Source organism: Acidimicrobiia bacterium, assembly GCA_035948415.1.
GTDB lineage: Bacteria > Actinomycetota > Acidimicrobiia > IMCC26256 > PALSA-555 > PALSA-555.
Window position 1 is genome coordinate 17,070 of record DASZJD010000062.1, and the last position, 14,734, is coordinate 31,803.

At 72.3% G+C, this 14,734-nt stretch carries 12 protein-coding genes; 8 read left to right on the top strand and 4 right to left on the bottom strand.

Annotated elements, in window-relative coordinates; translation table 11 throughout:
* Positions 1-78: 78 nt before the first annotated feature.
* Positions 79-3,549, top strand: a complete 3,471-nt coding sequence (metH, locus tag VG869_08740) for a methionine synthase (GenBank protein HEV3451278.1) — start codon at positions 79-81, stop codon at positions 3,547-3,549.
* Between the two features lie 24 nt (positions 3,550-3,573).
* On the opposite strand, the gene VG869_08745 is transcribed toward metH, so the two are convergent.
* Positions 3,574-4,344, bottom strand: a complete 771-nt coding sequence (locus VG869_08745) for a hypothetical protein (protein HEV3451279.1) — start codon at positions 4,342-4,344, stop codon at positions 3,574-3,576.
* Positions 4,345-5,721, bottom strand: a complete 1,377-nt coding sequence (locus VG869_08750) for a hypothetical protein (GenBank protein HEV3451280.1) — start codon at positions 5,719-5,721, stop codon at positions 4,345-4,347.
* A gap of 263 nt (positions 5,722-5,984) precedes the next feature.
* Here VG869_08750 and VG869_08755 point away from each other — a divergent pair, with 263 nt between their 5' ends.
* The 6 genes from VG869_08755 (at position 5,985) to VG869_08780 (ending at position 11,990) form a co-directional block, all read left to right on the top strand.
* On the top strand, positions 5,985-7,610 hold the full coding sequence (locus VG869_08755; GenBank protein ID HEV3451281.1) for a DUF2142 domain-containing protein: 1,626 nt from the start codon (positions 5,985-5,987) through the stop codon (positions 7,608-7,610).
* 114 nt (positions 7,611-7,724) lie between these two features.
* The gene (locus tag VG869_08760; protein HEV3451282.1) at positions 7,725-9,251 is read left to right on the top strand and encodes a hypothetical protein; all 1,527 of its coding nucleotides are present in this window, start codon (positions 7,725-7,727) and stop codon (positions 9,249-9,251) included.
* A gap of 56 nt (positions 9,252-9,307) precedes the next feature.
* On the top strand, positions 9,308-9,922 hold the full coding sequence (locus tag VG869_08765) for a class I SAM-dependent methyltransferase (GenBank protein ID HEV3451283.1): 615 nt from the start codon (positions 9,308-9,310) through the stop codon (positions 9,920-9,922).
* A complete protein-coding gene (locus VG869_08770) occupies positions 9,919-10,815 on the top strand; it encodes a glycosyltransferase family A protein (protein ID HEV3451284.1) in 897 nt (298 codons plus the stop codon). Before VG869_08765 ends, VG869_08770 begins: the two co-directional genes overlap by 4 nt.
* 18 nt (positions 10,816-10,833) lie before the next feature.
* The gene (locus VG869_08775; GenBank protein ID HEV3451285.1) at positions 10,834-11,196 is read left to right on the top strand and encodes a DUF2304 domain-containing protein; all 363 of its coding nucleotides are present in this window, start codon (positions 10,834-10,836) and stop codon (positions 11,194-11,196) included.
* A complete protein-coding gene (locus VG869_08780) occupies positions 11,193-11,990 on the top strand; it encodes a glycosyltransferase family 2 protein (GenBank protein HEV3451286.1) in 798 nt (265 codons plus the stop codon). The genes VG869_08775 and VG869_08780 overlap by 4 nt, the downstream gene beginning before the upstream one ends.
* Positions 11,991-12,024: 34 nt before the next feature.
* On the opposite strand, the gene VG869_08785 is transcribed toward VG869_08780, so the two are convergent.
* Entirely contained in the window at positions 12,025-13,062 is a 1,038-nt protein-coding gene (locus VG869_08785) for a glycosyltransferase family 2 protein (protein ID HEV3451287.1), read from the bottom strand.
* Positions 13,059-14,252 (bottom strand): glycosyltransferase family 2 protein, encoded by a 1,194-nt coding sequence (locus VG869_08790; GenBank protein ID HEV3451288.1) that lies wholly within the window; start codon positions 14,250-14,252, stop codon positions 13,059-13,061. Before VG869_08790 ends, VG869_08785 begins: the two co-directional genes overlap by 4 nt.
* 120 nt (positions 14,253-14,372) lie before the next feature.
* Here VG869_08790 and VG869_08795 point away from each other — a divergent pair.
* A partial coding sequence (locus VG869_08795; GenBank protein ID HEV3451289.1) for a sugar phosphate nucleotidyltransferase occupies positions 14,373-14,734 on the top strand: 362 nt, incomplete at its 3' end.

The following is a 14,734-nucleotide window of genomic DNA, read 5'->3' on the forward strand; positions in this document are numbered from 1 at the left end:
GCCGACCGGCCGCGGCGCCGTGGCGCACGGCCCAATCGGGCCTCGAACCCGGCGTGGGCGCCGATAGCCTGAACGCTCGTGGCTGATCTCCTCGCGACCGTGCGCGACCGCGTGGTGATCTTCGACGGGGCCTTCGGCACCTGGGTGCAGAGCCAGGGCCTGACGGCCGACGACTTCGGGGGACCGGAGCTCGAGGGCTGCAACGAGCACCTCGTGGCGTCCAGGCCGGACGTGATCCGGCGCATGCACGACGAGTTCCTCGCCGTGGGCGTCGACGCGGTCGAGACCGCGACCTTCGGCGCCTTCCCGGTGGTGCTCGCCGAGTACGGGATCCCGGACCAGACCCACGCCCTCAACCTCGCCGCCGCCCGCCTGGCCCGGGAGGTCGCCTCCGACCACAGCACCCCGGACCGGCCGCGGTTCGTGATCGGCTCGGTGGGGCCGGGCACGAAGCTGCCGTCGCTCGGGCACATCGGCTTCGCGGCGCTGCGTGACGCGTACGTCCCCCAGCTCGAAGGGCTCCTCGAAGGCGGCGTCGACGCCATCCTCGTCGAGACGGTCCAGGACCTGCTCCAGGGCAAGGCGGCGCTGCTGGCCGCTCGTCAGGCGATGGAGCGCCTCGGCGTGTCGGTGCCGCTCATGGTCCAGGTCACCATCGAGACCACCGGGCGCATGCTGATCGGCTCGGAGATCGGGGCCGCGCTCACCACCTTCGAGGCCCTCCGCCCCGACGTGATCGGGCTGAACTGCGCCACCGGGCCGGCGGAGATGGTGGAGCACGTCCGCTACCTCGGACAGCACGCGCGCCCGTTCATCTCCTGCCTCCCGAACGCCGGCCTCCCGTCGGTGGTGGAGGGTCGGACGCACTACGACCTCACGCCGGAGGCGCTCGCCGAGGCGCACGACCGGTTCACCGCCGAGTTCGGCGTGAACATCGTCGGTGGCTGCTGCGGCACGACGCCGGATCACCTGCGGGCCGTCGTCGAGCGCATCGGCGCGTCTCGGCCTGCCACCACGCGCCACGCGGTGCACGAGCCGGGCTGCGCCTCCGTGTACTCGACCGTGCCCTTCCAGCAGGAGACGTCGTTCCTCGTCGTCGGGGAGCGGACGAACGCGAACGGCTCGCGACGGTTCCGTGACGCCCTGCTCGACGCCGACTTCGACACCTGCCTCCAGGTCGCTCGCGAGCAGGTCAAGGACGGTGCCCACGTGCTCGACGTGTGCGTCGACTACGTCGGCCGGGACGGCGCCGCCGACATGGAGGAGATCGCCCGTCGGTTCGCGACCCAGGTCCCGCTCCCGCTGGTGTTCGACTCGACCGAGCCCCCGGTGATGGAGGCGGGCCTGCGCCACGCCGGCGGCAAGTCGATCCTGAACTCGGCCAACCTCGAGGAGGGCGAAGGCCCCGGGTCACGGCTGCACCGGGTGCTGTCCCTCGCCCGCGACTACGGGGCCGCGGTGATCTGCCTGGCCATCGACGAGGAGGGCCAGGCCCGGACCGCCGACTGGAAGGTCGGTGTGTGCCGCCGCATCCACGACATCGCGACGACCGAGTACGGGATCGAGCCCACCGACCTCATCTTCGACTGCCTCACCTTCCCGTTGGGATCGGGCCAGGAGGACCTCCGCCGCGACGGGATCGAGACGATCGAGGCGATCCGCCGCGTCAAGACGGAGCTCCCGGGCGTCTCGACGATCCTCGGCGTCTCGAACGTGAGCTTCGGGCTGAAGCCGGCGCTGCGCCACGTGCTGAACAGCGTCTTCCTCCACGAGTGCGTCGAGGCTGGGCTCGACGCCGCGATCGTGCACGCGGCGCGGATCCTGCCCATGCACCGCATCGACGAGGACGTCCGGGACCTCGCCCTCGACCTCGTGTACGACCGCCGACGCGACGGCTACGACCCGCTCGCGGCGCTGCTCGACGCCTTCGAGGACGTGAGCAGCGAGGCGGTCGAGCGCGAGGACCGCTCCGGCTGGCCCGTCCCGCAGCGGCTGAAGCACCGGATCATCGACGGCGACCGGGACGGACTCGAGCGGGACCTCGACGAGCAGCTGGAGGAGATGCCGGCGCTCGACATCGTGAACGACGTGCTGCTCGACGGGATGAAGGTCGTCGGCGACCTCTTCGCCTCGGGGGACATGCAGCTTCCGTTCGTGCTCCAGAGCGCCGAGACGATGAAGGCCGCCGTCGCCCATCTCGAGCCGCACATGGAGCGCGCCGACGCGGGCGGCAAGGGCACGATGGTCATCGGCACGGTGAAGGGAGACGTCCACGATATCGGCAAGAACCTCGTCGACATCATCCTGACCAACAATGGCTACGAGGTGCACAACATCGGCATCAAGGCTCCGCTCCAGACCTTCGTCGACAAGGTCAAGGAGGTCGATGCCGACGCCATCGGGATGAGCGGGCTCCTCGTCAAGAGCACGCTGATCATGCGCGAGAACCTCGAGGAGATGAACAACCTCGGTCTCGACGAGATCCCGGTGCTGCTCGGCGGCGCCGCGCTGACGCGCACCTACGTCGAGCGCGACCTCCGCGGCCTCTACAACGGCCGCCTCTTCTACGGCAAGGACGCCTTCGAGGGCCTGCGGACCATGGACGCGCTCATGACGGGGAAGCGGTCGGGCCAACTCGACCCCGACTTCGGGCGCGCCCTCGGCGGCCGGGACCTCCCCGCCCGACGCGAGCGTCCGGGCGCCGACGACGCGACGGCGGCCGTCCGCTCGGACGTGGCCGGCGACGTGCCCGTGTTCACCCCCCCGTTCCTCGGCGCCCGGGTGGCGAAGGGCATCGCCCTCGACGACATCGCCGCCTACCTGAACGAGACCGCGCTGTTCCGGAACCAGTGGCAGTTCCGGCCCGAGCGGCACGACGGCCGCCCGGAGCCGGACGCCGAGTTCAAGGCCCGGGTGCGGCCGATCCTGCGCGAGCAGCTGGCGATCGCCCACGCCGACGGGACGCTGGTCCCCGCGGTCGTGTGGGGCTACTTCGCCGTGAACGCCGACGGCGACGACCTCATCGTGTGGACCGACGACGACCGACGGAGCGAGCGCCTGCGATTCCGGTTCCCCCGCCAGCGCAAGGACCGGCACCTGTGCATCGCCGACTTCTTCCGAGGCGTCGACACCGGCGAGCCCGACTACGCCGCCTTCCACGTCGTGACGGTGGGCGCCCGCGCGTCCGAGCGCGAGCGGGAGCTCTTCGCCGCCGACCAGTACCGGGACTACCTGCTCTGTCACGGCCTCTCGGTCGAGATGACGGAGGCCCTGGCCGAGTACTGGCACCGGCGCATCCGCGAGGAGTGGGGGTTCGCGGGCGAGGACGGCCCCACCCTCGTTGGGCTCTTCCGCCAGCAGTACCGAGGGTCTCGGTACTCGTGGGGCTACCCGGCCTGCCCCGACCTCGAGGACCAGGCCAAGCTCGACGAGCTGCTGGACCTGTCCCGCATCGACGTGGGGCTCACCGAGGAGTACCAGCTCGAGCCCGAGCAGAGCACGTCGGCGATCATCGTCCCCCACCCGGAGGCGAAGTACTTCGTCGCCTGACCGACCCTCCGAGCGCGCGGGTGCTCACGCGCCGTCGGTGAACTCGACGATCACGATCTGCCGGTAGCAGGGCCCGCGGTTGCGGCGGGCGAGGAACGCCGACAGCCACGTCAGCACGAGCCAGCCGACCTGGTCCACGAGCCGGCGCCGGATCCAGCGCCGCATCACGAAGCGGCGGACGCGCAGGCTCGCGTTCGGGACCACCCGCAGTGTGGCCGTGCGCGCCTTCGCTCGCAGGGCCTCGAGGACGTACCCGTGGAGCTCCTCGGCGGTGGGCAGCCCGTGCTCGACGTGCTCGAGGAGGAAGCGGTGGTCGACACCCCGCACCTGGCGGAACAGCTCGGCCGTCTCCCGGTCGTGCGCCTCGGCGGCCGCACCGCAGGGGACGGCGAGCACGAGCAGTGCGCCGGCGATCCGCACGAGCTCCGTCACCGCGGCCTGCCGCTGGCCCCTCGGCAGGTGCTCGAGCATGTCGGTCGAGACGACGCAGGGCCGCGATCGGGGGGCGAAGCCGGTCTCGAGCACCGAGGCCTCGACCGGCTCCAGCAGCCGGTGGCGGGGCGTCGGGAGCGCGGTGTCGACCCCGGTGAACGGCCGGCGGAGGTACGGCCCGATCCCGACCGATCCCGACCCGACCTCGGTCACCGCGTCGGCCAGCCCGTGGGCGCGGACGACCCGCACGATGGGGAGGTACCGGATCGCGACGTCTGGGTTCCACTCACGGCGTGGACCCAACGCGACCCGAGCGACGAGCGCCTCGGCGCGGCTCAGCTCGTCGTGCTCGAGGACGTCCATCTAGACGAGGAGGCTGAAGATGATCACGGAGAACGACAGCGCGGCGAACAGCGAGAGGAGGACGGTCGCGGGGCGGTTCCTGACCAGGGCGGCGATGAGCACGATCACCATCGGGATCGCGCTCAGGCCGTAGCGGGGCACCGACGCGAACACGACCTGGTTGAAGACCCACCCGAGGACCGTGTAGGCGGTGCCGCCGACGAGGAGGACGGCGGTGGTGCCGGCCCCGATGAGCGAGAGGCGATCACGCGTCGCGAACCGCAGCCCGCTCGCCAGCAGCCCGCTGATGGCGAGCCACTGCGTGGCGATCTCGAGGTCCTGAGGGCCGCGCGTCGAGGCCGCGGGCGGTCGGAAGCCGCCGATCGGCGGGAAGAGCGCGAACAGGTTCATGTTGTTGAGCGTGACCCCGACCGGGAAGGAGGCGTGGTAGAAGAGCTTGTTCGACGGGATCGTGAGCGGGCCGACCGTCGCGCGTGCCGACGCGATGCCGATCCACGCCACCGTGACGACGAGCCCGGCCCCCACGACGGCCACGACGCCGGTCAGGTACCGGCGCGCGTCGATCTCGCTCGGCTCGTGACGCCGAGTCGCCCACCAGCCGCTGCCGGCCCGGGCGAGGAACCACAGCGCGACCGCGCCGATCGCGATGAAGTTCGTCATCTTCAGGCTCGCCACGACCCCGCCCGCGACCACGAGCCAGGCGGTGGACAGCCGCCGCTGGTCCCAGAGCACCGCGACCAGCAGGACGAGTCCTCCCCCGAAGACCGACGCCGCGTCCGGGTTGACCGTCGCGTGTGAGGAGAGGAAGCTCGGCACGGCCAAGATCGCGACGGCGGCCGCGACCAGCGGCACCCGGCGGACGCCGAGCAGCTCGCCCGCCCGCAGCGTGAGCACCAGGCCGGCCGCGAGCCAGAGCCCGCCGAGGGCTCGCGCGGGGTCGAGGATGCCGTCCGAGATCCCGACGTCCGCCATCACGCGGGCTGGGAAGCCGGTGATCGCGTAGTAGACGGGCGGGTGCCCGGTGACGTTGCTGTACCCCTGGTCGCGGAAGTCCTGCGGACGAAACGTCCGGCTCCGGCACGGCGGCTCCTTGAACCGGAGGGGCTTGGCGATGCCGTGGCAGGCCTCGATCCGCATCGTCTCCTGGACGATCTTGTCTCCCTGCCGGATGAGGTGACCGTCGGTCATCTGGATCATGTAGTCGAGATGACGCGTCTCGTCCACGGGTGACAGCTGCTTGAAGCGCGCGACCTGCAGGCTGGTCGCGAACAGCGCCAGGCCCACGACGAGGAGGTACGGCCACCACGCCACGAGGCGACGCCGCAGGGTCGAGCGAGCCGCCGACGGGGCGACGCTCCGCGCTCCGGGGACGTGCACGCGCCGGTCTCAGACGAACCGGAGCCGGCGCAGCATGGGCGGCGATGCTAGTCGGCGGCGCTGTCGTCGGCGTTGACCGCGCGTCGTGACACGCGGTCGGACGTCGGCGCCAACGGTCACGCGCGCGCACGGTTGTCGCCGGCCATGGCCGCCCGTGCCGCGCGCTGGCGTCGCGACTTGCGTCGTGGGATCGGGCCGCGGCGACGGAACCACTGCTACATTGCGCGCAGCGGGCGCATCGCACCGGGATCCACGCACGGCTGGTGACCTTGACTCTCCTTCGGCGGCTCGTCACCGGCTTCCGGAGCGTGGTGGCGAGCGCGCGACGATCACCGAGGTCTCGGTGGTGGACGACCTTCGGGCTCGCTTCGATTCTCTGTCTCTCGTGGACCTTCGCCACGCCGCTGTTCGCAGCGCCGGACGAGCCGGCTCACGTCGTGCGCGCCGTGTCGCTGGCCCGCGGCACCATCTTGGGTCACACGGTTCGACATTCGACGCCGGCGGAGCGAGGCAGCTTCCGGCCCATCGACCTGCAGGGCGCTTACCAGGTCCAGCTGCCCGAGATCTATCGGAGCGCGTACTCGGCGGGATGCTTCGCCTTCAAGGCTGACACCACCGCGAACTGCGCCTCGTTTCGAGGCAGCGGCCGGTCCGTCCCCGTGCTCACGACCGCGGGCGGCCTGCCCCCGGCGTACTACGCGGTGGTCGGTCTCATGGCCCGTCCGCTCCCTGACGGCCCGGCCGCCATCTACTGGATGCGCGTCGTCGGGGCGCTGATCGCCGCGGCCCTGCTGGCGTCCGCCGTCGCGTCGATCGAGCGCACGGCGCACCCGGGACTCGCCGGCGCCGGCATCGCCGTCGCGGTCACACCGATGGTGCTGTTTCTCAGCGGCGTCGTGAACCCGAGCGGCGTCGAGATCCCCGCCGCGGTCACCGTCTGGGCGACCGGCGTCGTCCTCGCCCGCGAAGCGCCGGTCCGCGTCGACCGTCGACTCGTGGTCCGCCTCGCCGTCAGCGCCGGTGTCCTGGCCCTCGCGCGGCCGTTGGGACCCCTCTGGCTCCTGCCGATCGGGGCCACGCTCCTCGCGGTCGTGGCGAGAGGCGGGTGGCTGCACCTCTGGAGGTCCGCGGCCCTTCGCCTCGGCGCGGCCGCGGTGGCGGCGTGCGCGGTCGCCCAGGTCGTCTGGGACGCGGCCGCCGGGACGTTCAACACCGCGACCACGAACACCGTGGGCGTGCACATCCCGGTGATCGACGCGACGCGGAGCGCGATCGGCCTGGCGCTCACGCGCTTCGACCAGATGATCGGCGTGTTCGGCTGGCTCGACACCAACTCGCCCGCACTCACGACCTTCCTGTGGATCGCCGTCATCGGGACCCTGCTCACGGTCGCCGCGCTCGTCGGCGACGGGCGCCTCGTGGCCGCCGCCCTCGTGACGGCCGTGCTCACGGTGCTGGTGCCGGTGGCGCTCGAGGTCCCGAACGTCCACGCGGCCGGCTTCTTCTGGCAGGGTCGGTACGGGCTCCCGCTCGCCGTGGGCGTGCCGATCCTGGCCGGGATCGCCGCTGCGACCTCGCGCCTCCCGGCCTCGCTCCGAACGGGTCGGTTCCTCGCCCTGTTGGGAGCCGCCCTCGTCGTCGCCCAGGTCCTGGCGTTCTTCCAGGCCCTGCGTCGCTACGCGGTCGGCGCCCACGGCAGCCTGCTCCTCTTCTGGCTGCACTACTCATGGGCTCCGCCGCTGACCGCGCCAGTCGTCATGCTTGCGTTCACGCTCGCGTACATCGGGTTCGTCGCGTGGCTGTTCACGTTGCAACCCGTCGGCCCGCGCGGGGAGGTCTCCCCTGCGAGCACGGGCGTCGCCGACCGCGTCGGTGCGTCGGCGGTCTGAGCGCCAACCGCCGACACCGCGGTGCACGAGGTCAGACCGACGCTGGCGCGACCACGCGCCGTGCGACAACCGCGGGCCAGTAGTGTGCCGCCCGAGTAGTCCGGCCGAAGAGACGTGCACGGGGCAGCGGTGGTCGACGAGCGGATCCGTGGTGCTGCCGCCACACCACCGGCCGACGCACGCTCGAGTGCCGGCGAGCGGACCGCGGTCGCCGGTCGGTGGGGCCTCACCGGCGGTCGCGTGCGCCGAGCGGCACCGTGCCTCGTCCTCGTCGCGATCGCGATGGTGCTTCCGGCGGTCCACGTCGCCCGCTACCACGTGCTGTCGCCGATCGACGAGGTGCGCCACGTCGACTACGCCATGCGCATTACCCATCTCGAGCTTGTGCGCCTCGGTGACAAGCTCGGGCAGGAGGCGATGCGGGCCGAGGCCTGCCGCGGCGTCGACCTGCCGTACCAGGACTCCCCGTGCCGGACCCGCCACTTCATCCCCGAGGCGTTCCGAGATGCCGGCTACCAGACCGCCTCGGCGCACCCGCCCATCTACTACCTGACCGTCGGCCTGGTCGCCCGGGCGCTGGTCGGGGTCGGGCTGTTCCACGACTTCGTGGATCCCGCCCGCCTCATGGGCGGGGTCTTCCTCGCCGCCGGCCTCGTCCTCACCTATCTCGCCGGGAGGAGGCTCGGCCTCCGCCCGTGGGTGCTCGTCGCGGCGCTCGCGCTCCTCCCGACCACGTCCGCGGTCCTGCACGCGGCGTCGATCGTGAACCCGGACGCAGTGGCGCTGCTCGCGGGGGCGATCGTCGTGTTCGCCGCGGTGGCGTGGGAGCAGCGTCGGCTTTCGACCGTCGGACTCGGGGCGGCCGGGGCGCTCGCGACGGGCCTGAACACCGTGAACTTCCTCGTCGTCGCGGTGGTGGCGGCGTGGCTGGTCGTGCGCTCGCCCGCCGTCGAGGCCGCAGCCCGGCGCCTGGGCCGGAGATGGTCCGCCGCGCGCCCCCCGGACCCGGAGCGCCCGCACGCGACCCCTCCGGCGGCCACACCACTCGGCCTCCGCGACCGGTTCACGACCGCGGGGCTGGCGCTCGTGACGGGCGGCGTCGCCGCCGGAGCGGCGTGGGCCTTCGTCGACCGGGTTCGGGCGACGATCGACCCGGCCATCGTCCCCCAGAACCGCCTGTTCGCCGCGCACGGCATCCCGCCGCTCGGCGTCATCTTCGCCCCGGACAACTTCAAGGCGTGGTTCCCACCCGTCGACGGCTACGAACCCCATTACTTCAAGACCGCGGCCACGACCGACGTCCAGTTCGTGATCACGGTGCTCGTGGCGGGCGCGATGCTGGCCGCGGTCCTGCGGCTGGCTCGCCGAGATTCCCTCTCCGTCCTCGGGACCGTCGGCACGTTCATCGCCCTCGCCGCCGCGCCGGGGCTTGTCGTCGTGAACGTCATCGTGTCCAACGTGGTCGTCGGCCCCGAGGCCCGATACGGCATGTCGCTGCTTCCGGTGATGGCCATCGTCCTCGCCGCCTCGGTCCGCAGCCGGGCCGGCGCGCGGGTCCTCGGCGTCTTCGCCCTCACGGCGACCGTCACCGTCCTGGTTACGATGCTCGCGGCCGCCATACCGGCGCCGCTGGTCCACTAGCGCGACGTGACGCTGAGACCGCCACGGCTCGATCGGCGCAACCCCCCGAGGTCCCCATGAGCCCGGCCCGCAAGCCATCGGAGCGCGCCGGCAGCGACGCGTACGCGCACCGGCTCGAGACGCTCGAGCGGCGGTGGCTGGCCCGGACGTTCGACGTGCAGCGCCCCTACCGGCGCAACATCCAGCGGCTCGCCCACGGATTCGTGCTCGACCTCGGCTGTGGCCTCGGGCGCCATCTCCGGCATGTCGGCGGCAACGGCGTCGGGATCGATCTCGACGAGGCGGCCGTGGCGACCGCGCGCGCACGAGGGCTCACGGCGTTCACGCCCGGCGAGTTCGCGGCGTCCGAGTACGCCCGGCCGGAGCGCTTCGATTCCCTCCTGGCCTCCCACGTGCTCGAGCACCTGGCCCCCGACGATGGGACGGCCCTGCTCCGTCGCTACCTGCCGTACCTCCGGGCCGAGGGCCGCGTGATCCTGATCTGCCCGCAGCAGGCAGGCTTCCGCAGCGATCCGACCCACGTGGCGTTCCTCGACGGCCCCGCGCTCGAGCGGGTGGCCGCCGAGTGCAGCGTCGTCGTGACGAGCGTGCGCTCGTTCCCGTTCCCCCGTCTTGCCGGTCGCGTCTTTCCCCACAACGAGACCGTCCTCGTCGGTCGCAAGCTCGGGTGAGCGCGCTCGGCTTCGCGGTTCCCTTCTACTCCGGGCTGCCGTATCTCGAGCGGGCGCTGCGATCGCTCCAGGCGCAGTCGACGTCGCAGTGGGACGCGGTGGTCGTCGACGACGCCGGCCCCGAGCCCGAGTCCGGCGACCTCGTCCACGAGCTGCGGGACCCGAGGATCAGCTACGTCCGCAACGACGCCAACCTCGGCCTGGCCGGGAACTGGAACCGGTGTCTCGAGCTCGTCGAGGCCGACTTCGTGACCCTCCTGCACGGTGACGACGAGCTCGGCCGCGACTACGCCGCCGTCGTCCTCGACGCGCACCGGCGTCATCCCGACGCCGTCGCCGTCCACACCGGTGCCCGGGTCGTCGGGAGGAGCGGCGGGCCGATCTTCTCGTTCCCGGACTTCTTCAAGCGCTTCACCGGCCCGCGTCGGGGCGGAGAGCACGAGACGGTCGGCGACCGAGGCCTGGCCGTCGTGCTGCGGGGCCAGTTCATCTTCTTCCCGAGCGTCTCGTACACGGCGCGACTGCTCCCACCCCGACCGTTCGACGGGTCGTGGCGCCAGGTCGTCGACCTCGATCTCATCGCACGCCTGCTGTTCGACGGGCACCGAATCGTCGGCATGCCTCCCCCCGCCTACCGGTATCGCCGCCACCAGGAGAGCCAGACCGCGTTGCTGACCGCGTCGCGCGACCGGTTCCGCGAGGAGTTCGCGCTCTACGAGGTGATCGCCCGAAGGGCGCAGAGCCTCGGGTGGACCCGGTCGGCCGCGGTGGCCCGACGAGCGCGGATCGTGCGGGCCCACGTCGCCTACCGAGCACTCGGCGCCGCGCTGCGCGGGAACCTGCGGGAGGCGGGCTCGACGGCCTCGCTGCTTCGCGGTCGACGCCAAGCTTGACGCGTATCATCACGGCTCATGTCCACCGGAGCCAAGCAGGCGCTCGTCCTCGCCGCGGGCGGGGGGGTGTTCGTCTCGGTCGTGCTCGTGCTGGCGCGGCGCCGTCTCATGACGACCCGGTACGCGCTCGGCTGGCTGTCGATCGGCCTGCTCACCGCGCTCGGGGCGTCCGTCACGAACGCGGTCGGACGGGTCGGCCACGTCGCCGGGATGACGCCCACCGCCGTGTTCCTGGCCGTCGCGACCATCGTCCTCGTGGCGATCGCCCTCCAGCTCAGCATCAGCGTCTCGGGACTCCAGTCCCACGTCCGCGAGCTCGCCGAGACCCAGGCCCTCCTCGAGGATCGCCTGCGGGAGCTCGAGCCCCCGGATCCTCCTTGACGCCGAGGCGAGCCCTCGTCGTCGTCCCGGCGCGGGACGAGGCCGCCACCATCACGAGCGTGGTCACGGCCATCCGAGCGGTCGGGCTCCCGTGCCTCGTCGTCGACGACCACTCCGACGACGACACCGAGGTCCTGGCCCGCGCCGCCGGGGCCCGCGTGCTGCGGCTGCCGGTCCACCTCGGGGTCGGGGGCGCGCTGCGGCTCGGCTTCCGGTTCGCCGTCAGCCACGGCTACGAGGTCGCGGTGCAGTGCGACGCCGACGGTCAGCACCCCCCCGAGCTGATCCCACAGCTCCTCGACGCCCAGGCCCGAACCGGTGCGCACCTGCTCATCGGGAGCCGATTCGTCGGCGAGGGCACGTCGTTCCCGATCGGATGGGCCCGGCGAGTGACGATGCGGATGCTCTCGGCCCTGGTCCGGCTCCGGTCCGGTCAGCACGTCGCCGACACGACCTCCGGGTTCCGGTGCATCGCCGAGCCGCTGCTGTCGGCGTTCTCGAAGTCCTTCCCGACCCATTATCTGGGTGACACGTTCGAGGCGGTGCTGGTGGCCGCCCGCGCCGGCTACCGGGTCGCCGAGGAGCCGGTGCGGATGGAGGCGCGCGAGGTCGGCCGCTCCACCGCGTCGCTCGGGGGCGCGCTGCGGTCCGTCATCCGGGCCGTCGTCGTCGCCGTCGGCGGCCTGACCTTCCGCATCGACCGGCTCGCCGACGTCGCGCCGGCTCCGACCCCGGCCGAGCCGCTCCGCGTCCAGGAGCCGAGCCTGCCGCCGCAGCGCCAGCCGACCGGGTAGCCGAGGCCGGCGCGCGCCGGCCCGGCTCGCGCGCTCAGCGCAGCAGGCGCCGCGCCGCCACCCAGTACCACGCGAGGGCGGAATCGGCGGGCCGCAGCCGCTGCGGCAGGGGGAAGTTCCCGGCGTCGAGACGACCGGTCATGAGCCGGGCGAGCGCTCGGTCGCTGACCGTGCGCTCGGCCTGGAGGAGCCGCCGGCGCTCGCGCAGCCACCGCCGATGCCGCAGGAGCCAGCGCCACCCGTCGACCTTCTGGCGAAGCCAGCCGCCGCGCCACGCGACGGCGGTGACCCCGAGCTCGACGGCGAGGAACGCCGGGGCGAGCACGGCGAGCGTTCGCGCCTCCCAGAGCGTGAGCACGAAGGCGAGCCGGTTGCGCTCGGCCAGGTACAGCTTCTGCTCGATCCGGTCGAACTCGTAGCGGTGGACCCCGACCGCTTGGGGCACGTAGCGGACCCGGAGGCCGGTCTGCCAGCAGCGCCAGCTCAGCTCGGCGTCCTCGTGGAAGGCGAAGTAGTGGGCGTCGAAGCCGCCGAGTCGCTCCCAGACCTCGCGCCGCAGCACCACGAGCGCCCCCATCGCCCCGGCCACGTCGCGGGCGATCGCCCGGTCCGCGGCCCGCTCGCGGAAGCCACCGGTCCAGCTGAAGCCCAGGAAGTGGATCTCGTTGCCGGCGCTGTTGAGCAGCTCGGGATCCTCGGCCAGCCGGACGCTCCCCGCGGCGACGCCGATCGATGGATCCTGGGCCACGGCGACCAGCCGCGCCATCGTCTCCGGCTCCACCACCAGGTCGCCGTTGACGAGCGCGACGAACGGCCCGCGAGCGACGGACACCCCGAGGTTGCAGCCGCCGGAGAACCCGAGGTTCGTGCCGTCGCCCACGATCGTGACCCCCGCCGTGCCCCGGAGCCGCTCCACCGCCCCGTCCGTGCACCCGTTGTCGACGACGACCACGTCGACGGCGACGCCCTCCGAACCGAGGAGGGCGTGGACCGACCGCTCGAGCCAGGGTTCGGAGCGGTAGCCCAGCACCACGGCGCTGACCCGCGGCGCGGGTCGCTCGTCGTCGCTCAACGCCGGGCGAGCCCGAGAATGCTGAGGAAGAAGCTCGACAGGATCAGCTCGAAGCCGAGGACCAGCGCCGTCGCGGCGGGGACCACGACGCGGACGGCATCACGCGGGTCCAGGGAGCCGAAGCCCTGGGCCCCCCAGTTCACGACCCCGTAGATCGTGCACCCGACCCCGGCCAGCAGGACGATCACGCCGGCGGCCAGGCCGCGCTCGAGGGTGATCGTGCGGAAGGCACGCTCGATGCCCCGCGAGGGCGGCAGCAAGCCCTCGTTCATGGCGAAGGCGCGGGCGAACACGGCGAACATGATCGCTTGGGCGCCGACGAGCACGGCCACCATCGCGTAGATCAGCGAGTTCACGTCCAGGCCGAGGCCACCGATCGTGATCGGTCCCGGCAGCAGGGCGAGGCCCAGCGCCAGCCCGGCGACGAAGAGCACGACGCCGGGATAGAGGAAGAGCCACCGCGGGCTGTACAGCAGCAGGAACCGGAGGTGGCGCCACCCGTCCCGCCAGGTGCGGAGGTGCGGGCGCCGGCTGCGGCCGTCCCGCCGCAGCGTGGTTGGCACCTCCTCGATCCGCAGCTGCTGGAGCGTGGCCTTCACGACCATCTCGCTGGCGAACTCCATGCCCGTCGTGCGGAGGCCCAGGTCGAGGATCGCGTCGCGTCGAAACCCCCGCATGCCGCAGTGGAAGTCACCGCTCGTGCTGTGGAAGAACCGCCGGCCGACCCAGCTCAACACCGGGTTGCCGAGGTAGCGGTGCAGCGCCGGCATGCTGCCCGGCTCGATCCCGCCCTTGAAGCGGTTCCCCATGACGAGGTCGGCTCCACCCCGTAGGGCGTCGACGAACGGACCCAGGGTGGTCAGGTCGTAGCTGTCGTCCGCGTCGGCCATGATCACGAACCGACCCCGGGCCGCCTCGATCCCGCCGGCCAGGGCCGCGCCGTAGCCCGGGACCGAGACGTCGACCACGCAGGCGCCGGCTCGCCGGGCGAGATCCTGGGAGCCGTCGGCGCTCCCGTTGTCGGCGACGACGACCTCGCCCGCGACGTCGAGCTCCCGCATCGCGCGAACCGCCTTCTCCACGCACGTCGCGACGGTCTCAGCCTCGTTCAGACACGGGAGCACGACGGTGAGCTCGAGGGGTGGCTCGGTGGCCGGCCGTTCGACGAGGTAGGGACGCGTATCGGCCATGGAGCTGGGCGCCGGGAACGCACGAAGCGGGCGTCGGGCGAGCGCAGTGTACCCGTGGTGACCGTCGCGGCCCGAGACTCGACGGCGCACGCGACGTCATCGCCTACGATCGGCGCCGTCATGAAAGGCCTCATCCTCGCCGGGGGTGCGGGCACGCGGCTGCGCCCGATCACGCACACGAGCGCGAAGCAACTCGTGCCGGTGGCGAACAAGCCGATTCTCTTCTACGGCATCGAGGACATGGTCGCCGCGGGGATCCGGGAGATCGGGATCATCATCGGCGACACCGGTGATGAGATCCGGGCCGCGGCTGGTGACGGCTCTCGATGGGGCGTGGAGACCACGTACCTGTTCCAGGAGGCGCCGCTCGGCCTGGCCCACTGTGTCCTCATCGCGCGGGACTTCCTCGGGGACGACGACTTCGTCGTCTACCTCGGGGACAACATGCTCCAACAGGGCCTGGCCGAGTTCGTCGTGCGCGT